The 21,771-nt window shown below is 40.2% G+C and carries 23 protein-coding genes, 1 pseudogene and 1 riboswitch; all 24 genes and pseudogenes read right to left on the bottom strand.

The window, feature by feature from the left end:
* Positions 1 to 218 precede the first annotated feature (218 nt).
* Positions 219 to 470: pseudogene (locus NCY30_RS05380) on the bottom strand (flavodoxin); the annotation flags it as partial.
* A 125-nt stretch (positions 471 to 595) separates the two neighbouring features.
* On the bottom strand, positions 596 to 1,474 hold the full coding sequence (locus NCY30_RS05385) for a LysR family transcriptional regulator (protein WP_055214918.1): 879 nt from the start codon (positions 1,472 to 1,474) through the stop codon (positions 596 to 598).
* Positions 1,475 to 1,755: 281 nt separating this feature from the next.
* Positions 1,756 to 1,959 carry a hypothetical protein gene (locus NCY30_RS05390; RefSeq protein WP_250818535.1) on the bottom strand — a complete coding sequence of 68 codons (204 nt, stop codon included), beginning with the start codon at positions 1,957 to 1,959 and terminating at the stop codon, positions 1,756 to 1,758.
* Positions 1,960 to 2,055: 96 nt separating this feature from the next.
* A complete protein-coding gene (locus NCY30_RS05395) occupies positions 2,056 to 3,207 on the bottom strand; it encodes a phospholipase D-like domain-containing protein (RefSeq protein ID WP_250818536.1) in 1,152 nt (383 codons plus the stop codon).
* On the bottom strand, positions 3,200 to 3,676 hold the full coding sequence (locus tag NCY30_RS05400; protein WP_155115995.1) for a hypothetical protein: 477 nt from the start codon (positions 3,674 to 3,676) through the stop codon (positions 3,200 to 3,202). The genes NCY30_RS05395 and NCY30_RS05400 overlap by 8 nt, the downstream gene beginning before the upstream one ends.
* Positions 3,643 to 3,930, bottom strand: coding sequence for a DUF2804 family protein (locus NCY30_RS05405; protein ID WP_055214911.1), 288 nt, complete (start codon positions 3,928 to 3,930; stop codon positions 3,643 to 3,645). Before NCY30_RS05405 ends, NCY30_RS05400 begins: the two co-directional genes overlap by 34 nt.
* Before the next feature lie 83 nt (positions 3,931 to 4,013).
* Positions 4,014 to 4,343 carry a cytochrome c biogenesis protein gene (locus NCY30_RS05410; protein ID WP_006428259.1) on the bottom strand — a complete coding sequence of 110 codons (330 nt, stop codon included), beginning with the start codon at positions 4,341 to 4,343 and terminating at the stop codon, positions 4,014 to 4,016.
* A gap of 47 nt (positions 4,344 to 4,390) precedes the next feature.
* On the bottom strand, positions 4,391 to 5,044 hold the full coding sequence (locus NCY30_RS05415) for an SDR family NAD(P)-dependent oxidoreductase (RefSeq protein WP_055180550.1): 654 nt from the start codon (positions 5,042 to 5,044) through the stop codon (positions 4,391 to 4,393).
* 107 nt (positions 5,045 to 5,151) lie between these two features.
* The gene (locus tag NCY30_RS05420) at positions 5,152 to 5,715 is read right to left on the bottom strand and encodes an ECF transporter S component (protein WP_006428257.1); all 564 of its coding nucleotides are present in this window, start codon (positions 5,713 to 5,715) and stop codon (positions 5,152 to 5,154) included.
* A gap of 17 nt (positions 5,716 to 5,732) precedes the next feature.
* The gene (locus NCY30_RS05425) at positions 5,733 to 6,707 is read right to left on the bottom strand and encodes a nucleoside hydrolase (RefSeq protein ID WP_250818537.1); all 975 of its coding nucleotides are present in this window, start codon (positions 6,705 to 6,707) and stop codon (positions 5,733 to 5,735) included.
* Positions 6,708 to 6,842: 135 nt separating this feature from the next.
* Positions 6,843 to 6,887: riboswitch (PreQ1 riboswitch) on the bottom strand.
* Between the two features lie 141 nt (positions 6,888 to 7,028).
* Positions 7,029 to 9,092 carry an efflux RND transporter permease subunit gene (locus NCY30_RS05430; protein WP_250818540.1) on the bottom strand — a complete coding sequence of 688 codons (2,064 nt, stop codon included), beginning with the start codon at positions 9,090 to 9,092 and terminating at the stop codon, positions 7,029 to 7,031.
* A gap of 167 nt (positions 9,093 to 9,259) precedes the next feature.
* On the bottom strand, positions 9,260 to 11,521 hold the full coding sequence (locus NCY30_RS05435) for an ATP-dependent helicase (protein WP_250818538.1): 2,262 nt from the start codon (positions 11,519 to 11,521) through the stop codon (positions 9,260 to 9,262).
* On the bottom strand, positions 11,500 to 12,879 hold the full coding sequence (locus tag NCY30_RS05440) for an MATE family efflux transporter (protein ID WP_055180554.1): 1,380 nt from the start codon (positions 12,877 to 12,879) through the stop codon (positions 11,500 to 11,502). Before NCY30_RS05440 ends, NCY30_RS05435 begins: the two co-directional genes overlap by 22 nt.
* The gene (locus tag NCY30_RS05445) at positions 12,879 to 14,363 is read right to left on the bottom strand and encodes an AAA family ATPase (protein ID WP_055180556.1); all 1,485 of its coding nucleotides are present in this window, start codon (positions 14,361 to 14,363) and stop codon (positions 12,879 to 12,881) included. The genes NCY30_RS05440 and NCY30_RS05445 overlap by 1 nt, the downstream gene beginning before the upstream one ends.
* Before the next feature lie 131 nt (positions 14,364 to 14,494).
* Positions 14,495 to 15,460: an arsenosugar biosynthesis radical SAM (seleno)protein ArsS gene (arsS, locus tag NCY30_RS05450; protein ID WP_055180558.1), complete on the bottom strand. Its 966-nt coding sequence runs from the start codon at positions 15,458 to 15,460 to the stop codon at positions 14,495 to 14,497.
* Positions 15,460 to 15,888, bottom strand: a complete 429-nt coding sequence (locus NCY30_RS05455) for a C-GCAxxG-C-C family protein (protein WP_250818539.1) — start codon at positions 15,886 to 15,888, stop codon at positions 15,460 to 15,462. Before NCY30_RS05455 ends, arsS begins: the two co-directional genes overlap by 1 nt.
* A gap of 26 nt (positions 15,889 to 15,914) precedes the next feature.
* Positions 15,915 to 16,931, bottom strand: a complete 1,017-nt coding sequence (locus tag NCY30_RS05460) for an aminoglycoside phosphotransferase family protein (RefSeq protein ID WP_022415872.1) — start codon at positions 16,929 to 16,931, stop codon at positions 15,915 to 15,917.
* Between the two features lie 39 nt (positions 16,932 to 16,970).
* Positions 16,971 to 18,302 (bottom strand): TIGR04283 family arsenosugar biosynthesis glycosyltransferase, encoded by a 1,332-nt coding sequence (locus NCY30_RS05465; RefSeq protein ID WP_022415873.1) that lies wholly within the window; start codon positions 18,300 to 18,302, stop codon positions 16,971 to 16,973.
* A 16-nt stretch (positions 18,303 to 18,318) separates the two neighbouring features.
* Positions 18,319 to 19,293: a (Fe-S)-binding protein gene (locus NCY30_RS05470; protein WP_022415874.1), complete on the bottom strand. Its 975-nt coding sequence runs from the start codon at positions 19,291 to 19,293 to the stop codon at positions 18,319 to 18,321.
* Positions 19,283 to 19,963 (bottom strand): TVP38/TMEM64 family protein, encoded by a 681-nt coding sequence (locus NCY30_RS05475; RefSeq protein ID WP_022415875.1) that lies wholly within the window; start codon positions 19,961 to 19,963, stop codon positions 19,283 to 19,285. The genes NCY30_RS05470 and NCY30_RS05475 overlap by 11 nt, the downstream gene beginning before the upstream one ends.
* A complete protein-coding gene (locus tag NCY30_RS05480; RefSeq protein ID WP_022415876.1) occupies positions 19,960 to 20,193 on the bottom strand; it encodes a hypothetical protein in 234 nt (77 codons plus the stop codon). The genes NCY30_RS05475 and NCY30_RS05480 overlap by 4 nt, the downstream gene beginning before the upstream one ends.
* 104 nt (positions 20,194 to 20,297) lie before the next feature.
* Complete coding sequence (locus NCY30_RS05485) at positions 20,298 to 20,426, bottom strand: hypothetical protein (protein ID WP_330376366.1); 129 nt, start codon at positions 20,424 to 20,426, stop codon at positions 20,298 to 20,300.
* Positions 20,427 to 20,536: 110 nt separating this feature from the next.
* Entirely contained in the window at positions 20,537 to 21,406 is an 870-nt protein-coding gene (locus NCY30_RS05490) for a rhodanese-like domain-containing protein (protein WP_055180561.1), read from the bottom strand.
* A gap of 29 nt (positions 21,407 to 21,435) precedes the next feature.
* A complete protein-coding gene (locus NCY30_RS05495; RefSeq protein WP_022415879.1) occupies positions 21,436 to 21,768 on the bottom strand; it encodes an arsenosugar biosynthesis-associated peroxidase-like protein in 333 nt (110 codons plus the stop codon).
* Between the last annotated feature and the right edge of the window lie 3 nt (positions 21,769 to 21,771).

Here is a 21,771-nt window from a genome sequence, read left to right on the forward strand (position 1 = left end):
GTGACAGGGAATTCAGATTCTTATCTTCTGTCACTCATGTAATTATTATTCTATTTTAAATTTAATGAATTTACCCATTCTTGAATTTCTTTTTCAATGTTATTTTCTATATAAACGTCATACACATTTTTCCACATTATCTGTGTATACTGTTATTTTCAACCCCATAATTATAACTTGGTACACGCTATACACTACTATAAACTGTACTCCATTTTAGGGAATCCCAGAAGGATCTCGTCATAAGAACTCATATCCATCTCTTTTTTCATAATCGCCGGTCTATATTTTTTATCACTCATTTCCACACTGCTTCTGGATTTTTTATTCATCCAGTCAAGATCAGGCTTTGTATATGGAACTTTCGGCTCAATCTCAAACAAATCCGCTTTTACTTCCTCTGCGATCATCTGTGCTACTTTTTTTGTTGTTCCGCTTGCACTGAAAAATGCCACTAATTTTTTACTCATAATAAAAAGCCCCTTTCTATACGTATTTTTCACAAAAAATAGATGTATAAGATTTACATTCATCTTACACATCTATTTTAAGCTCTATCGCTTCATTATGTCTAATGCTTATATTGAATTTTGTTTTATGCCTGAAAAGCATTAATCTCCTCGATCATTTTACGGACCGCCAAAGAATATGGAATATTCCGTCGCCAGGCAATCACCGTACTGGTCGTGATTTCAGGAGAAATTCTTCGCTGTACAAGAATATCCTCTCGCCAATACTTTGCAGCACCCTCAATTGAAATTGGATACCCCAGTCCATTTGCCGCCATAACTCCGGCATTCGTTCCAAGATTACTCGTAAAAGCAATCTGTAATTTTGAAAAGTCTTTCCCAAACCAGTTGGCAAGTTCACTTTGAACGTTCATTCTTTCCGGCAGGATCAAGGGCTTTCCAATAAGATCTTCTTTTTTTATAAACTCTTTTTCTGCCAGCGGATCATCTGGTCGCATTCCGACACACCAGTGATCGCAATCTGTAATTCTGATATAATCCAGCCCTTCGGTGTCCACCGGCTCCATGAATAATGCAATATCTACAAGTCCTTTGTTCATCATCTCATACACTGCATCTGCTGTTGCAGTATGCAATACAATCTGAACCAGCGGATATTTTTCTTTATATGTTTTACATATCTTCGCCAATGTCTCCACTGCTGCAAATTCACCGCATCCAATGGTTATCGTGCCCTCTACAACCTCTTCTTTTCCTTTCAGTTCCTCAAGCGTCCTTTCCTCAAGATTAAGAATCTCCAAGGCACGCCTTTTTAATAAAATTCCTTCATCAGTGAGCGATATTTTCTTCCCGTTTCGAATAAATAATGTTATTCCCAGGTCCTCTTCAAATGCCGCCATTTGTCTGGATAGCGTTGGTTGGGTAATATGCAATTGTTCTGCTGCTTTTGTAAAGCTCTGTTCTTTTGCTACTGTTAAAAAATAGCGTAATAATCTTAATTCCATATCTTTATATTCCTACAAATTTTTCTTGTAACCATTCTATCATATTGCGTCCCAAGCATCATCTATATTTACATGTAATATCTGCACAAAATACCGTGGGTTATTTTTCAACTGTCTATGCCTTCCAGGCCTTAATTTTACTGGCTTTTTGGCGAAGCTTTCAAAGAGTGCCGTGGCAAATGAAAAGTACTTTAATCATAAAATTCTCCTATTCTGAAATGCCCTATAATGCCGAGTTTTACAAGGTTTTATCGGCTTTTTCGAGCATTGTATTTTTCTTGTTAATTACTACACTTTTTGCAAACCACTTCAAAATAGGGCAAGGTATACTTGCCTTCATGCTTTTCATTTACAAAAACATCGTCTTCCGATATGTAGAAATACTCCTGCATAGCTTTTCGAATAGAAACAAGAGTATCCTGCCTGCATTCTAACAAATATCCCAATATTTGGTTATACAATTCTTGTATTCCAGGTATTCCCATTTTCCTTTCTCCTTTATTCTATCCAATAAACAAAACAAAAAATCTCTTAACTGTTCATAATAAAAAATTGTATAGAATGTTACTCCTATCATCTTTTTATTTTAATGCATTTTTATCCGTCCCCACTTGAACAAGTTCAGACTCAAATAATTCATATGGGCTTTTATTCAATTCGACAACAAGTCCATTGATTATTTTTATCAAACCATCTATCTCTCTTATTGTTTCTACCACCTCATATTTTTTTTTCAATTCATCGGTCCAATATTCAGAAACATAATATTCCTGCTCCACTTCTTCACTTAACAAAATATATGGTGTGTCCTCGTCAATCCATGAGTCACAAGAATTAACACCCATTCTTTCCTTATGATACTCCTCATAATAATCCGCAAAAAACTCTATCTGTTTTTCATATCCTGAATCAAATGCATCGTAGATCTGGCGACTTATATCCTCCATAACATTTTGCACTCCACATATATCTGATAATACAGTTTCCATTAGCTTTCCATCACAAGATTCAAGTTGCATAATAACTTCCTTCATCTTATTCAAGAGCATCATATATGTTTTCTTCATATTGTCTGCATTTTCAGCCCTATCCTCAAAATAATATATAAAGATATCAATATCCATTTTTAAATTTTCTAAGCCCTCAGCAATTGATAATATTTTCAATCTGATAGTATCGTATTCATCTGCATAATACCTAACGGCCACGATTTCATCAAAATATTTTTCATAAATCTCCTTTATAACAGACTTATCCCTTATAATCATACCTGCTTCATAATTTTGAACGCTATTATCAGAATAGTTTGCAGAACCAATATAAAGAACATTTTCCGTCCCAATTAACTTGGCATGATTTTTAAAGCAGACATACATTTCTACATCCTTTGACGAATATTGGCTTATATCAAATTGTTGCTTGATTTTACCCAATTCCATCACGATGGAGTCCTCTCTAAACTGGTTATGTTCATACTGACCATCAATCTTTGGATTCTTTAATCCAGGTAATGCAACAATAATACATAATTTTGTTTCAGGTGATAGTGTTTGTAATTCTCTCAGTTTAAGATTATTATTTCCATAACCTATTCTACTATATGTTAATATTCGGACTTCCTTAGCATTTGGAAAATCGTCAACGACCTGAGCAAATCCGTATTTTCCTTTTGTCCCTACAAACATTGCTGTTATCTCAGGTATTTCAACATTTATTTCAGCTTCATTATTCATAATAGTGATCCTTCTGTATACTAAATACAACCTTTATAACATCAGTTAACTGCTGCCTTGTTCTATCTTCGTCCTCTTCAAATATAAACGGCATTCTTATAAAATGAACATTTATATCTCCGCTAGGACTTTCACTCACCGCCACAGGAAATTCTTTCTCTTTTTCCTCGTACCTGTACATTGGGTAAAGCAAATAAACATCTTGAATATCACGCTTTCTCGCATATTCAAGGACTTGGTATAAATCACCTTGTTTATTGTTAATGATTGTTTTGGATACTGATACATAAAATAATCCACAAATAAAAAGTCCCACCGGGTTGCGCATAAAAATCAGAGGCGTGGTGGGTTCTGTTAACATTATTGTACAGCATTCAATGTTACTGTCAAGATTTCTTTTGTAAAAAATCGGCAACTTCCCATTGTTCCTTAAAATTATGCCAGCATTCTTGTCTCCGTATGTTCCCACGGTTCTCCCGAAAAATCAAGCAGAGACACAGACTGCAATCCCACATAACCGTCATCTGAAAGTGTAAATGCCACAGCACAATCATCACCCACTACAAGATAATAGTCCCATTCTTTGATCCGGAACTTTGGTGCTTTGATCTGTGTTCTTGAATATTGCTGCAACTGCTTTCTCGACCAGCCCGGCTCCGCAATATTGCCATATTCATCTAAAAGCTGCTGACTTTTTATAACTTCATGATTTCTTTCTGACATATGCGTTCTCCTCCTTCCAAGGCGCATTGAAGTGCTGTAACCACAAAAATTAGCATCAACGGCTTTACTTATATACTCCAGACTTAAAAGCTTGTTCTCCATAGCGGTATCACATTGATCACCGGTTCTTCATACGGATGTACCTTCTTCACGGCTTCAATCGTCTTATCGACATTTTCTGTATACACTGTTACTTCCACCTTCAACTCCGGTTCGCAGCTGATCTCACCGTTGGTTCCGATATACGGATCACATCCGTCAAGCGGACGCCAGTAACCCGTTACCGGACTTACCGACATGCACGAATCATAGTTCCCGATATGTCCCGCATCAACCTCCTGCAGTGCTTTCTGCACAACTTCCAGATGCGTCGGCGGGAGAAATATTTCTAATTTACAGTATTTAAACTCCATGTTCTATACCTCTTTTCTACACCGTTCTCTATGGTTTTATCTGATCTCTACTCCGGCCATATAAAATTACTGTTTCCTGCTTCCAGTCCATCGATCAGAATATTCTGGCCTGTGCAGAATCTGTTTTGCACCGCCATAAAATAAATCCATTCTGCAGCTTCTTCCACACTCATCCAGCGTTTTAAAGGAGTCAGATCCATGATCGCATTCCACAGTTTTTCATCTTCCATCACCGGTTTATTTAACTCTGTCATCACTCCGCCGAAATCCAGACTGTTGCAGGTCGCCTGATACGGAGCAATTCTCATCGCAACATTTTTGGTATATGAAAGGACCCCACCTTTACTTGCCGCATATTCCGGGAATTCCGATCCGGTATGGCCGCTTGCAGATCCAATCATAATCACAGATCGGATCTCCGGCTGTACTGCGTAATGTTCTGTGACCGCAATGGTTCCTTTCAGATTGATATCAATATCATCTTCATTTTGTACACCTGCGTTGTTGATCACGATCTGCATGGGCGGAAGTTCTGGATACATCTCTTTATCACGGATGTCCAGACAATAATGCTTATAATCCGGATGTTCTATTGTAGATTCTTTCCGGTCAAATCCATAAACTTTATGTCCGTTTTTCAGAAAATATTTCGCACACCCTTTTCCAATTCCGGAACTTGTACCTGTTATCAATACATTCACTTTCTACCTTCTCCTCTATAAGTTCTCTTTTTAATTTCTCTATAAATTTTCCTCTATATAATCGCCTTTATGAACTTTTCTCTACAAATTTTCCTTATAAGGTCACCTTATAATCTCTCCATCATATTCCTTGGCAATGCCTTTGTAAGCGCGCTTACCACGAACAGACAGATCACACGGTCAATATAATCTGTAAAAAACTGAACCACAAAGCATGCTCCTACCATTCCCATCGGGGTTTTGGCAAGAAGCTGCACCAGAACCGTAGAACCTGATGATGTAATCCCGCCAAATAAGAATGCCGTAATGCAGGAACTTACAATGGTTGACGGTAATGTAATTACCAGCGCTGCCACAAATATCCACCATTTTTTCGGCTTATATTTCTGATATACCAGACCTGTCACCAGACCAAGAATGATACCGACAGGTGCATAGTATAAAGAATATACGTCAACCGTCATTCCCATGAACAGACCACTGATCACATTCGGAAGCATTCCATAAATCGGACCTAATGTGGATGCAATGAATACGGTTCCGATACTGTCCAGGTAAATTGGAAGCTTCAGAAATAATGCAATCTGTCCTCCGACCAGATTAATGCAGATTGCAAATGCAACGATGCAGATTTTATATGTTGATACTCTATATGTTGATGTTTTTTTCATGACTTACTTCTCCTCACTTATAATACATTTTCCAAAATATCCAGACTCTCAGGTTCTACTTCCAGTACTCTCGAAAGCATCATTTCGAAAAAACGATATGTATCTACCTGTGTCAGTACTTTTGCATTCGGTTCTTTCCGGTAAAAATTCATCGAATCGACAACCGACTGCCCCAGTGATATCCCTTCTGTCTCAATCTGGACAAAGGATTCAAATCCTTCACAGATCGAAGGATCAATAAAATATGCTACAGCAAGAGGATCATTGATCACACATCCGACGATGTGTTCCCACTGCCAGTGAAAATCAAAATAAAACTTTGTGATCTTCTTAATAAATACACCTCTTTTTGCATTTATCCGGCACATATACTCAAGAATCGTTGGTGTCAGAACAATTTCTCTCGTCACATCCAGACCGATCATATGGATCTTCCGTCCATTCTGATACATTGCATCATATACTTTCGCTGCCGCATCCGGATCACACCAGTAATTGTATTCCGCTACCGGCGAACAATTTCCATGGCTTTTGAACGTTCCGCCCATAGACACGAATTCTTCGATCTGATCAAACGCAACTCTGTCTTGTTCGAGCAATGTTGCAAGATTCGTCATCGGTCCAAGTGCTATTACGGAAATGTGTCCTTCTTTCAGCTTTGATGCAAGGAATTCCACTGCTCCCATCTCCTGACGGAATCCTTCTACTTCTGGTAAAAAGCTTTCACCAAGTCCATCTTCTCCATGCGTGTCAAGTGCGTTGACATACTCCCGGCGCAGCGGTTTTTCTACGCCTATATAGACAGGAACACCTAACCTTCCCATATGCTTCAGCACTTTTTTCGCATTTCCGAATCCCATCTCTACCGGACAGTTCCCGCATACAATGGTGATTCCAACTATCTCGAGTTCTTCCGACTGCAATGCCAGCATGATAGCCAGGCTGTCATCGATACCCGGATCACAGTCAATAATTACTTTTCTTTTTTTCATTTTTCTTTTCCTTTCTCAATCTTCTACAGGACCTACCACTGGCAGCTCCTTACGAATACACTGCAATTCAAAAGGCAAAAAAATACTTTTGCTTACAGAACCCCCATAAACAAAAGTAATCATACATGTTATGTACTTTGCCTAGTTTTTTATACTGGGAGGTTTGCGAACCAGTTCAAAGTCATATTGTAGCATGTTTGCATAATCATGACAATATATTTATCCTTCCGGCCTTTACATTCCGGCTTTGTATATTTGATTACCGGATGCCAACGGGGACAGTAAAAAAAGCCATTTTTTCACGTCCCCGTGGTCCCAGAGTTATGGCAAAAATCCCTTACTCGTCTTCACGATCACTTTATCAAATACCATAAACATCGACGGCAATACAAAGATAACCACGATCATACTGATGATCGCACCTCTCGCCATCAAGATACACAGTGAGCTGATCATATCAATATTCGAATACAATCCGACACCGATCGTTGCTGCGAAGAAGCTCAGTGCACTTACCATGATCGACTGTGCCGATGTGCGGTGTGCAGTTGTGATCGCATCATATTTTTCTGCTCCGTGATTGCGTTCTCTCTTATATCTTGTCGTCATAAGGATCGCATAATCTACGGTAGATCCAAGCTGGATCGTGCCGATAACAATCGATGCAACGAATGGCAGCTTCGTTCCTGTATAATATGGAATTCCCATATTTACAAAGATAGCAAATTCAATCACGCCAACCAGAATGATTGGAAGTGAAATAGACTTGAACAGTATTAATATGATCACAAAGATGATACCGATTGATACCACACTGACCGTCTTAAAATCTGTATCTGTAATGTCGATCAGATCTGCCGTCAGCGGTCCTTCACCGATCAGCATACCGCCTTTGTCATATTTGTGCAGAATCTTATTCAGTTCTTTAATCTGGGCATTCAGTTCATCCGATGCAACCTTATACTCTGAATTGACCAGAAGCAGCTGATACTTATCATTCTTCAGCATCTCAGTTACGGAATCCGGGATCATACTCTGCGGGATTGCCGGTCCGATCAGCGCGTCCAGGCCAAGTGCCCATTTGACACCATCCACATCATCCATCTTGTTGATCATCTTTGCCACATCTGCGGATTCAACCGAACTGTCCACGAGGATCATGTGTGTCGTGTTCATGTCATAATCTTCCTTCAGTTTTTCATTTGCAATGATACTCGGAAGATCCTTTGGAAGCGTCTCATCCAGATTGTAATAAACGGATGTATGATTATTTCCATAGATTGCCGGGAATAAAAGTACAAGGAAAATGATCACATAGATCATATACCGTTTTGTAACTTTATCCGATATCCTTCCGATGTCCGGAAGAAACGGCTTATGCATGGTCTTCGTGATCCATTTATCACAGCACAGGATCATGGATGGAAGGATTGTCACACAGGCGATCACGCCGAGGACGACACCTTTTACCATAACCACACCGATGTCCATACCAAGCGTAAATGTCATGAAGCACAATGCGATAAATCCGGCTACCGTTGTAACGGAACTTCCGATTACGGATGAAAATGTCTGGGATATCGCATGTGCCATTGCACGCTCTTTGTCTCCGTTATATCTTGCCTGCTGCTCCTCATAACTGTGCATCAGGAAAATGGAATAATCAAGTGTAACGCCAAGCTGCAGTACCGCCGCCAACGCTTTCGTAATATAGGAAATCTCTCCTAGGAAATAGTTACTTCCCAGATTATAAATGATCGCCATTCCGATACTCAGCATAAAAAGTAACGGGATAAAATACGAATCCATCGTAAGTCCTAATACGATCACCGCCAGAACAACTGCGATCAGTACATATAACGGTGTCTCTTCCTCAGCCAGGTTCTTCGTATCCGTAACAATTGCAGACATACCACTTAAGAAACACTGCTTTCCGGCCAGTTTACGGATCTCCCCGATTGCTTCCATCGTTCCATCGGAAGAAGTACCCTCATCAAAGAAGATTGCCATCATCGTGCCCGTATCTGAATTGAATACTTCGTAGACATCTTTCGGCATCATGCTCTTCGGCATGCTGATATCTGCAAGTGAATCGTACCACAGAACCTTCTGCACATGATCTACTTTTTCGATCTTTGCTTTCAATGCCGATACATCTTTATCTTCCATTCCGTCCACGATAAACATTGAAAAAGCACCGGTTCCAAAGTCTTTTACCAGGATATCCTGACCCTGCATCGTCTCAATGTCTTCCGGTAAATATGTCAGCACATCATAATTGACTCTTGTATTCACATATCCAAGTCCCGCCGGAATCAAGAGTAAGATACTGATGATCAGTATCGGAATTCTGAACTTCACTACCTTTTTACCAAATGCAACCATATTCATAACCGCCCCTCCTTTTATGACCATTTTTTTACATCCTTTTTTATTTCTTCTTACTCTTATCATCATTTTTGACTATTGGTCATTTTTTGTATCTAATTGCAATATACATCAAAAAAAACCAACAGTCAATACAATTTTTGACTATTGGTCATTTTTTATTCTTATATTTCCAGCATCCCAAGTCTTGCCAGAACTTTCAGATCCATGTTCTTTACATTGTCTCCGAACTGGATACGGATGTGCTCACCTTCCATGTCTACAACGACGCCCTCACCGAATTTCTTATGCTTTACAATCATGCCTTCACCAAGTGCATCCGCAAGTTCCTGATAGCTTTTTCCAGGTTGCTTCTGAGATCCATGCCCGGTGCCATATCCATGATACATTCCATTTCCCTTTATGCCATATGTTCCCGCCGGACTATAATCTCCCCATTTTTTTATTCCTGCATATTCTTTTTGCTGATTCTCTCTCAGATTCCTCTTTCCCAGCAACTCACTGCAGAATTTGGACGGCTTATTCGTCGTAAATACATTCAGCTGATTCTTTGCTCTGGTCACACCTACATAGAAGAGTCTTCTTTCTTCCTCATAAGTTTCAAGTTCTTCCTTTGATGCCGTCCGCGGATTTGCCAGTACTTTTTCCGGCAATATCCCATCCATAACATCCAGAAGATAGACAGTATCATATTCCAGTCCTTTACTTGCATGCATGGTAGACAGAATAAACGGGCAATCCTTATCTGATACTTTTTCCTGAATGATCGTTCTCAGTTCTTCCAGTCGTTCCAGTAATTTTTCCGGAGATTCTACCCTGCTTCCGATCAACTTGACCGTCTCCAGCTTGTTGGCATTCATGCCCATTTTCTTCAGATAATCCTGATATCCCATATATGTCAGGATCTGGTTGACAGCCTCATCCCCCGGCATATTTAAGATACGTACCATCTGCCGTTTCAGATTACGGATATTATCTTCCTGATATTTCTCCAGATTGCCGTATTTTAATGCCGCATCCAGCACCTCCATATCTTTCTCCTGACTGATCTGTGCATATCTTAATGCATCTTTCTTGTTAAAGAACAATTTCAGCCGGTAATAGATCTGCATGAACAGTTCCGTATCTTTTGGATCCATTGCAAACCGGATGATATTCTGTACATCCAGAACCGTCCGGTGGGTAAAAAAGGAAAGGTCTGCATTCCGCATGCGATACGGAATATTCTTTCTTTCCAGCAGATCGATCAGTGGAATCGCACACTCATTATCCCTGTACAGAACTGCTGTCTCCGTCACCGAAGCATCTGCCCTGCCCCTATGTTCCTCCGATCCGCTCATGCCGGCCATTCCGGTCGTACATTCCTGTGCAGCTTTCATCAGATACACATACTGTGCTTTCCTCGATTTTAGAGAAATTTCCCGGATATCCGCTCCGGCTTCTCTTGCCGCTCTCATATGCTTCTCATGTCGGAGTGTATTCTTCTGAATGAATTTATCTGCCGCTTCTACAATCTTTGCATTTGAGCGGAAATTTTCTTCCATCAGAAGGACTTTTGCTCCCGAATGCTTCTTTTCAAATGACAGCAATGCCTCCGGATATGCCGCCCGGAATCCATAGATACTCTGGTCTTCATCTCCAACCATAAAAAGATTGCCTGTTCCGGCTGCCAGCAGCGCAATAATCGCATGCTGGATCTTTGATGTATCCTGCGCTTCATCCACACATATATATGGATATCTATTTTGAAAATATGCAAGCACACCCGGATCTTTTCGCAGAATATTATAGGCATACAACATCTGATCGTCATAATCCATCAGCTTCTGTTCTCGCATCTGCCTACAGTATTCACGGTAGATTCCTGCAATCCGAATATCTGACTCTTCCTCTAATTTTTGAAGTTCTTCTTCGTTCAGCATCATATTTTTTATATATGTGATCAACGTTCTTACATTCTTAAGATCACTCTCCGTCGGATATCCCATGCCATGATCCTGACAGATTTTGATCAGCATCCCCGTCGTTGCCTTTTCATCCTTCACAAGTTCAAACGGTGTCTTTCCGATCCGTCTTCCGTAATACTGGATAATCATTGCGCAGATTCCGTTGATCGTCCGAAATTCCAGTCTCTTTGCCATATCCTCGCCAAAACGGACTGCAAATCTTTCGGACATATCTTTTGTCGCTGCCACCGTATATGTAACCGTAAGTATGCTCTCCGGAGGAATATTCCTACAGTAGATCATATAACCAAGACGTGTCACCAGTACCGTGGTCTTTCCTGATCCGGGTACGGCAAGAAGCAGTACCGGCCCTTTTGTGCTCTGTACTGCTTCTTTTTGCTGTTGATTTAATTTTACCGAAAATGTTGTTTCAAATTCTTTCCATTCCATACTTCTTTTTATGTTAATTTGTGAATCCACTTATAGCTCCTAAATCGTAAAAATACCGGAATTCCTTTGAACAACTGATCCGACTGCACTGCAGCCACGACCAGTTCCACCGGGAGTTTCCACACGAATGCCGCCAAAAATGACAGCGGCATCACGATCCCCCATGTAGAGATCAGATTCGTGTACATAGAGAACTTTGTATCTCCCCCGCCTTGAATGACACCTACCGATACCGGCATCTGATATGACATTCCTACCATAACTATGCTCATGATCATAATGAAATGATCTGCCAGGACTGCTGCCGTATCTGTCAGTTTATACATGGATAACAGCGGTCCTCTCAATACAAATAGCAGAGAAGCAAGCACTACACCGATCAGAAGATCAATCACAGAAAGCGTTCTTCCATCAGATTTTACTCTTTCTATATCTCCCTCTCCGATATCTTTCCCGATCACAACTGCAGATGCAGATGATATGGCGATTACGATCACCTTCAGATACTGGAAGAATGTGCTGGATACAGAATTTGCAGCAATTGCATCTGCGGACAAATGTCCGAGAATTGCCGTCTGCATCGGTACTGAGATTGCCCAGATCATCCCTGAGCACATGATTGGAAATGCAACTTTTAAGAATGCCATCCATATCTTTCTATTCACCGGCGCAAATATGATTCTGATCAAATTGACGTCAAATAACCGGACTTTCGTATCTATCTTCCACACATACACCACAATGATCAATAGTTCCAGCATTCTTGCAGTTAACGTTCCCACTGCTGCTCCCTTGATCCCCATCTCCGGAAATCCAAAATGTCCAAAAATCAATGTGTAATTGATACAACCATTTGTGATCAATGACACTACTGATATGACAAATGAAATCTTCACTACCTCTACACTTCTAAGCATAGCAATCAGCAGATTACTTATCATGAAAAGTAAAAATGTCCACTTCAGGAGTCCCAGATATGCCTTTCCTTCCGCAATAATCTCAGGTGACGTCGTAAATATTCCCAGGAGCCGCTCCGGCATGCACGTACAGGCTGTCACGACCACTGCTGCGATCAGAATACTGAGTGCCAGTGCTGCTCCTGTCAGCTTCCGGATTTCCTCAGTCTCCTGCTTTCCCCAGTACTGAGAACAGATTGCTACCAGTGCATTTCCAATAGACAATGCCAGCTGGTTCACAATAAAGAATATCTGGTTCACCGTTGCCGCACCGGACAATGCATTCTGGCTGTAACTTCCAAGCATGATATTATCAAGCATATTCACACTGTAAGCCACCAGATTCTGAAGTGCCACAACCAGCATCAACCAGAAAAATGTCTTATAAAAATTTTTATCTCTTGTAAAAAATGTTGTTCTTGCAGTTTTCATTATCTCAACAGATTTCTTACCATTTCTGCATCAAATGTAACAGATTTCACATGATCTACCTCAATCTGATACAGGGCATTCGCCGCAATGTGTTCAGCCGCCTGCTCCAAATCACGGATTCCGGATGTATTAGAATATAACTTGATCAATTCATCCAATCCTTCCTCACTCATGATACACTCGTCTTCCTTAAGGCTCATTCTCTTTAATACCTTCGGAAGTGCGAATTTGGAGAAAATCACTTTCTTCTCTTCCGGTGTGTAATCAGGGATATCGATCACGGCAAATCGTGACATCAGCGGTGCACTGATCTGAGACTTGTCATTCGCAGTCGCAATCGGATATACTCCTACGGTCGGAATCATACACTCGATATAGTTATCTGTAAATCCAAGATTATCCAGTAATGTCAGAAGTACATCGGCCGGATTGCCATTTCCTTTTCCGGATGCTGCTTTATCCAGCTCATTAATGATGAATACCAGATTTGATTCTCCTGCCATGGCAAAGGCATCCATGATGATACCTGTCTTTGCATTGGCATAGATACGAGAACTTCCTGTCAGCTGCTCAGGATCATTGATCGAACTCATATCCAGAGTCGTCCATGGAAGCTTCAGGATACGTGCCACCGCATAGGCAATCTGTGATTTACCGGTTCCTGCCGGTCCCACTAACAGAAGTCCATATGCCGGCAATGTATGTGTACGGTTGATCTGGATTATGGTCTCGATGATTCTCTGCTTTACGCGCTCCATTCCGTAAAGTTCTTCATCAAGAATTCTGCGCGCTTCATCCGGATCGATCGCTTCAAAATAATTGCTCTTCCACTGTACATTCATCATAATAGAAAGCGCTCTCTGTGCATGACGTCTTTCTTCCGGTGATACTTCATGAGAACGTGCCACGGCAAGATTACGTCTTGCCCAAAGGCGGATATTATCCGGAAGGGTTCTTCCCGCACAGTTCATGAAGTCTGTGATACTCTGAAGACTGGTAAGCTTCATATCATCTCCTGCTTCGTCTTCATCTTCATCATTCTCCTCTTCTGCCGGTGCATTACTTGCCAGAAGACGCTCGATCATAAATTGCAGGAATCCATCTTCTGCAGATAACTTTGTACCGCCGCCAAATGCAATCTCGCGGATCTTGTATACTGCATATCCTTCTTCTGTATTCTCTCCTGAGAGACGCACATTAATATGATTCTCTCCGAGCCATTTTAACAGACTTACAAACCTTGCATCGATCTTTAAGATGTCTGCACTTACGGTTCCGTCTTCCTGCTGAAATTCGAATGATGTCCTCTTGATCGGATTGGTAAATACGCCGCAGGAATGATGTTCCCATTTACATTGCTTATTATCCAGGATCATCATTGGTTTTTCTATAGTTGCTTCATTTTCATTAGAGCGGATTACCGTATATGTACATTCCGCTGGTTTCTTCTCGTCCGGTGTTGCATTAAAATCAAAAACTGGCATATTCTTTTCTCCTTTTGTATATTCTTACATTTCCATGCATAATTATTGTTCATACTGCATTAGTGTAACATAATACACGCTCTTCTTCCAGAAGTATTTGTCAGGCAGCCTGCCTAACTCGTTGCGCCGCCTCAGCTGGAACCGGCTCCCGCCGTGCATGCATAACAATGCTTATCCATCCGTATTTTACGAACCTGATATGGCTTTCCTGTCACATCAAAAATTTTCTGATTTCCAACAACCGGAATTCCTGCCGCAAGATTAAAATCACAATCATACAACTGTCCATCATAATCCACGGAAATCTGCGTCCTGCACATCAATGCCCCCACTGTATCTGCATTGAATGCATCGAATAATTTTTTCATATAACGCTTTAAATTTCCCGATCTTTGAAGAAATGCACCGAATCTTCCCATTGGATTATTATACAATGTATAAAGGCTGTTAAATTCAATGCCAAAATCCTGCAACAATTTCTGCTTATATTCTTTTTCCATTGCTTCCTGATCAGGTGGGAAGAAAGCACCTGCCGGATTATAGACCATATTCAATACCAGTTCTGGATTTCTTCCATATCCTATCGCATTCAGGTGTTTGATTACTTCAATAGCCTTATCAAATGATCCTTCTCCGCGCACCTTATCCATCTCTGCCGCACGATAATACGGAAGAGAACACACAATTTCTACTTTATTCTTTGTATACACTTCCATTAGCTGTTCATATTCTTCCTCCAATAATATGACCAGATTCGTTCTGATGATTACATGGTTACAGATTCTACTGCTTTCTTCTATCAGATATTCCAGATGTGGATTCATCTCTGGTGCACCTCCGGTAATATCTATCGTTGCAATATTCTGTTCCTTTGCAAATGTAAGACAGGCATCCATCACTTCTTTTGACATTTCTTCTGTTCTTGCAGGTCCGGCATTCACATGGCAGTGTTTGCAAAGTAGATTACATTTCCGTCCGATATTCATCTGCAATACATCCAGATGCTCTTCTGTATCCATATACTTCTTATCCGGCACCATCTCCTGAAATACCGGAATCTCTGTCAGCTCATGAAAATCTTTGATGATATCATTCATTACACAACCTCATTCAATATTTCAATGGTATCTCTTACTATTTCCGGGCAGAAATCAAACAAAAGTCCCTCTTCCAGTATCTTCTGCATGCCCTCTGGATCTGCAATATCATGTTTTAATAATCCTTTACAGCTACAGACACCATATTTTTCCTGAAATTTTGTCAGGAACTCTGCTCTTTTGGCATTCATGATATCTTTCTGTTCCATATGCTCTGTATCACAATGTCCAAATTTCATTCCCAGTACGATCATTGCACCAACTACTGCACCGCAGGTTTCACCGATTCCCATTCCACCGCCAAATCCTGCAACCATCTTATATGCTTCTTCCTGTGTGATCCCCAGTTCTTCTGCAAATGCCCCTGCTACAACCTGAGAACATTCAATCCCTTTCATAAAAAGTTCCGCAATTTTTTCTTTTTCCATCTCTTTTCTCCTTATTCTCACTTACATTATTGTTCCAAAAATATTTCTATTTTTTCTAAAAATCCATCACTCAGATAATCCTCCAGCTTCCGATATGTAGATTCATTTATGATCAGTTTATCCGGCTGCTGATACTGCACCCATGCCATTGCGCACCAGGTGATTCCTCTTAAGCATGTAATCTCCATAAATACTTTCGTTCGTTCTTTTAATCCCGTTATATCAAAACGCGCCCTCACACATTTCAGATATTCATTCAGAAAATTTTCTATCTCTTCTTCCTTCAATATCACATCCGTTTTCCAAAACGTCGTTGTCGGTGCAAGGAAATGTCCCAGATCCTGTGCCGGATCTCCAAATAACGGCTTTTCCCAATCAATGAGATAGTTCGGCTTTCCTTCTCCTCCAATCAAGAAATTCGTGGAATTCAGTTCTGTATTAATACAGCATTGATACGGTGAATCTTCCATATGGAATTCTTTTGCCTTTTTCCATGCCTTATCAAGCAAATCTCGGATTTTCCTTTTCATCCTGTCTTTTCCAAGCGGTGAATCCATATATATCTTCACCATCTCTTCGCACTCTTCCAATATTGCGATCAGTGGATTCTCTGGCCGAATCAAACCCGATTCTGATTCCGGTATTCTGACACTATGTATATCAGCCAGACACTCTGCCGCATATTTTAAATCCGTATGATAGTCTAATGCTTTTCCCGGCAGATATTCCATTACCAGTACTCCGTGATCTAAAAATTTCCTGCTCCCGTCTACATAAAGCACTTTTGGCGTTCTTCCCGATGCTTCCAGCAATTGCAGTGCATGACATTCATACCCGATCTGATTTTCCAGATGCATCTGACTCCCACAATTGACACGTAACAGAAGTTTTTTCCCTGTCTTTGGATGCGTGAAGCTGTAATTAATATTATACTCTCCCTGTGCAAGCATTGTATATTCTTCTTCCTGTTCATTCGGAAGATTTAATGCTTTCCTATACTTTTCATTTTTCACATATTCATTTAATCCTTTTATACGTTCCATAATCCCGATCCCCTATTGGCTATATTGTTTCCTGACATTTTATCTTACATCTTTATATAACTTCGATATCGTCTCTATCGGCACACCATCCCGGTACATTTTTCTTAGCCGGTTCATCTTCCACATCACTTTTAACTGAGGAATCACCTTTTTAGGGAATCTCCGGTCTGACGTATAGATTCTGTGCCTAGCAATGCCAAGCTTTACTCCCATTTCCTTTAACGTAAGCGAAAACTGGTAATCTTCCATAATCGGAAGAGCCGGAAACATCCCCGCTTTGAAGAACAGTTCTCTTGTGATAAAAATCCCCTGATCTCCAAACATCACTTTTCTGTCTTTTATCCTATGATTTGAAATAACTCTGCATGTCCACATAAAAAACTGTCTGGAATGAAATGCAATGCCAAAGCATCCTGCTTCATGATCTTTTATCACTGCTTTGATTTCTTCCAGCGGTCTTTTCGGAAGTTCGCTGTCACTATGAAGAAAGAAAAGAATATCTCCGGTACTTTCTTTTGCGCCAAGATTCATCTGGTTCGCCCTGCCTTTTTCCGAATGCAGTACTTTAAATCCCGGTCTGATCATCGACAATGTTGCGTCTGTACTCCCACCATCGACTAGAATAATCTCACACTTTCCCTGTAAGTTTTCTAATTGCTCCAACAGTTTCTCTATCGTTGTCTCTTCATTATAGATCGGCACAATGATAGAAATCTTCTGTTTTTTTAGCAGGTAACGTCCAGTATGTGTGTTCTGAAGTAACTTCTGCGTCCTCATCCGGCTCCGATACGCCGTAATATCATCTCTGTCATCCATATCCTGCAATCTTCTTACATATCCGATTGTCAGTCCCATTTCCTGTAATGGCTGCACGGTCTGCTCCAGTACATTTCCTGTTCCATATGTCTTCTTTTCAAACACTTCACATACCGGTCTTTTCATTCCGACCAGATAATACCCTTCGTCTACGGTGGGACCAAAGACTACATCATTTACATCCAAAAGCCTGAACGCATACTCCAAATCCGAACATTTCAGTTCCGGTATATCCGTTCCTATTAATACACAGGAATCATACCCTTTTTCCAGTACATATTCGATTGCCTGATACATCCTTTCTCCCAGACCTTCCCCTGTCTGGGGAATATATTCTTTTGCTTTCCTGAATAATTTTTCCAGATATGCTTTCCCTTTTTTCGGTGTGTAGCATACGAATATGTCAGCATTTACTTTTTCGCATTCCTGTGCAATATCTTTCAGAAAATTCTCATGAAGTTTTGCACATTCTTCCGGCGAAAAATATGGCATCATTCTTGTCTTTGTCTGTCCCGGAATGGGAACTCTGGTAAATACGATCACTGCCCTCTTCATTTCCGTCGTTATCCCCTTATATAAATTTTGTTTTCATTCTATTCAACATCGATTTCCCTGTATCGGCTTTTTCATCTGTTTCTAATATTTCTGTCAAAATATGAGTGACATTCTTAGATCCGTTCCGATTTAGATTGCCTGCACAGGACGCACAATAGCTGTAAATCTTCTGCCCGCCACTATTTTTTAACGCTGCTCCCATATTTTTTGCAAGTTCTGGCTCTTTTACAGGGGCACAGCCACCTAAACCACAGCACTGTACCTCTTCGATTGGAATCAACTTTCCTTCTATGTATCGCTCTATCTCTCCTAACAGTTCTTTCTTTTCCCTGTCAGGACATGGAAGGAACACCTTTGCCGGAAACAGATTCTTCTTTCCGATTTCGAATTCCTCAAGCTTTTCATAGATGCTTACAACCTTTACTTCTTCCATTCTTGGTTTTAAATATGCATAGCAGTTCGGACAAAGCATGATTACTTCTTTGATTTTTCTTTTATGCAATTCTGATTGTATCTGACCTATAATCCTTTTTTCATCCTCTTTCATGCCAAGTTCTACAATCGGCTTTCCACAGCAGTCATATGCCACTCCTATGCCATATTTTTTCAGTTCATTTACCAGCCTCTTGGTCGTCTTTGGATAAAAAGAAGGAAAATTACATCCCGGAAACAGAATACTTTCCCCTTGTGCATGTCTGTAATTCCGGTATATATAATCTTTTTTTTCTTTTAACAGCATCCCATATCCTTTTTCTTCCAAAGTTCCACCGGATTTTTCTACTTTTTCTCTCCGGAGATTTAGAATATACTCTCTTCCATCAATATTCTCAGGGCATACCTCTGTGCACTTTCCACACAGGAAACAATGATAAGAAAGCTCTTTTAACTTCTCTGTATCTCCGATATCTATTCCGTACTTTTTTAGAAATTCACACTGATTCTGGCAGACATGACAATGGGTACATGCTTCTACTGTATTGTTATTCTTCATTTTTTTCCTCCTGCACATAGTGCTTCTTAAGAAACGCACCAAGCCCTATTACAATCCCTGCCAGAACAATTGCTATCCCGATATAAAAAATACGGTTCTCTTTGTCTGCAAGTCCTGCCATTCCAACCGTATACATAGCTGTTCCCGGAAGCATGAAGATCAAAGAACAAATGGAATATGTTGAAAATTTAATATCTGTCACACCATAAGCAAAATTCTGCAGATTATACGGAAATAATGGAACCAGTCTTGTGATCATTAGAATAAATACTTCATTATTTCCAGACTCATCAAATAACCATTTTTTTAAATATTTGTTCTTCATCGCCATCGGCTTAATAATGTCCTGTAAGAAAAATCTTCCTGCAACAAATGCTACCATAGCCCCAAGTGTAGTCGCTACGGAACAACAGATGGTTCCAAGTACCGGTCCAAATACCAGACCTGCAACGATTGCAAATGTCACCCCCGGAAGTGCAAGTACCACACAGCTTATGATGGTAAGTATGGTATAGATGCCAATCGCCAACACTAAATTTTCCTGTACCATGTTTTCCAGGAATTTCAGATTCTCTGTATTTCCCAGATAAGAAGACCAGCCAAATATGTGATTTAATATCAAAATCAGAACGATCATTCCGATAAATATCCACAATTTTTTATTTTTCATTCTTTTTTCTTCCTATATCCCACAATAATTAATACGATAAGTACAATAGCAGCAGCAACTGTAATATATTTTAGTATATCATAAACAGGGTTCTTCTGGATCTGCATATTCTGATAATTCACCCACCGAAGCATCCCCAGTTTTTTTCTTGTAAAATATTGGAACACATATCCTCCGATCAAAAACGCTATGGTTAATAAATCTAAAAATGTATAAATGATTTTTTTCATTTTTCTCCTTAATACTACCAAACGCTGTCACTGATATCCAGTGACAGCGCCCCTAATCTTTGTATTATATTTTCGCAGAAATTCTCTACACTCTCTGCTTTGTTTTATTTTGCTGCTTTTCCTGTAGAAAGTTCTCCAACTGTTGTGTGAACACACTCATCACTTGCCGGATCACCAACCTGTACCGGATAGTCATCATGCATTAGCCACTCATACCATCCACCATCATACACAGAAATGTTATCATATCCATTTTCATAAAGTACAAGAAATGGTACGGTTGCTCTCCAGCCTGTTCCATCATCATTTGTAAACCATAACAGATTCTTTCGAACACCTAGCTTTACTCTGTTACAAAAGCTGCGGATACATCACCGTCTTTTGCTCCATTCTCAATGATAAACAAACTATCTGTATCAAATCCTGCATCTTTCATTACTGAAATTGCTGTTTTTGCACATTTATTACCACTGTAGCAGAGAATATATACAGGCTCATCCTTGTCCATCTTGTCTTTTGCAAGATTGTACATCTCTGTCTGTGCTTCCGGTGTATCAAATTCCTTCAGGCTGCACTGAAGTGTTCCTTTCAGATGACCTGCTTTATAGGTATCATCATCACGAACATCTAAAAATTGTACATCTTTATCTCCTACCTTGTCAACGGCATCCTTTCCTGATACATATTTCCAATCGATATTTTCTTCTGTACGGTCTGTGGTCAATGCCCCATTTTCTTTACCAAGTGCTTCTGCTCCACCTTCTACTGTATAGATGGATGTTGGTTCAATTCCTGCATCTCTTAATACAGCTGTTGCTTTTTCAGCTCCACGTTTTCCACTGTTGCAGATAACATAGATATCTTTTCCGTCATTCAGATGATCTTTGGCATAAGTTGTCATCTCATCTACCAGGGAATCGTCCTCCAATGGGAAGATCGGGCACCACTCTGAATTTGCAACTCTTCCTTTGGAATAATTTTCCCATTCTCTTACATCTAACACGTGAACTCCGTCTGCAATTACTGTATCTGCCGCGGATACATACTGGTATTCATCATCTGCCAGTTCTTTCTTTTCCTCTGTATCCTTTTTATCATCCGTCTGTTCTGTCTTCGTATCTGCTGTCTTATCATCAGCCTTTGATCCACATCCAACAACCATTGTTCCTGTCATTGCAGCTACCAGTAATAATGTCACAATTTTCTTTTTCATCTTATTTTTCCTCTTTTCTTCTTTTTTAATTAAAACTCCAGTTTCTTTACAATATTTTTCATCTGTACCCCGTGTACAAGACTTGCTCCGCCGCGGATCGCCGCTGCTACATGTACCGCCTCTGTCATCTGTTCTTCGCTGACACCTTTATCCAGGCAGTCGTTCGTGTAAGCATCAATACAATATGGGCACTGTACGGTATGTGCCACTGCAAGTGCGATCAATGATTTCTCTCTTGCAGTCAGCGCACCCTCTTCGAATACCGCATTGTAATAAGCAAAGAATTTTTCTGCCAACTCTGATGCTTTTTCCCCGATTGTCCCAAACTTTGCAAGATCCTCCGGATTGTAATATGTTTCCATATT

Source organism: Dorea sp. MB18-49, from assembly GCF_023669465.1.
Classification (GTDB): Bacteria; Bacillota; Clostridia; order Lachnospirales; family Lachnospiraceae; genus Dorea_A; species Dorea_A longicatena.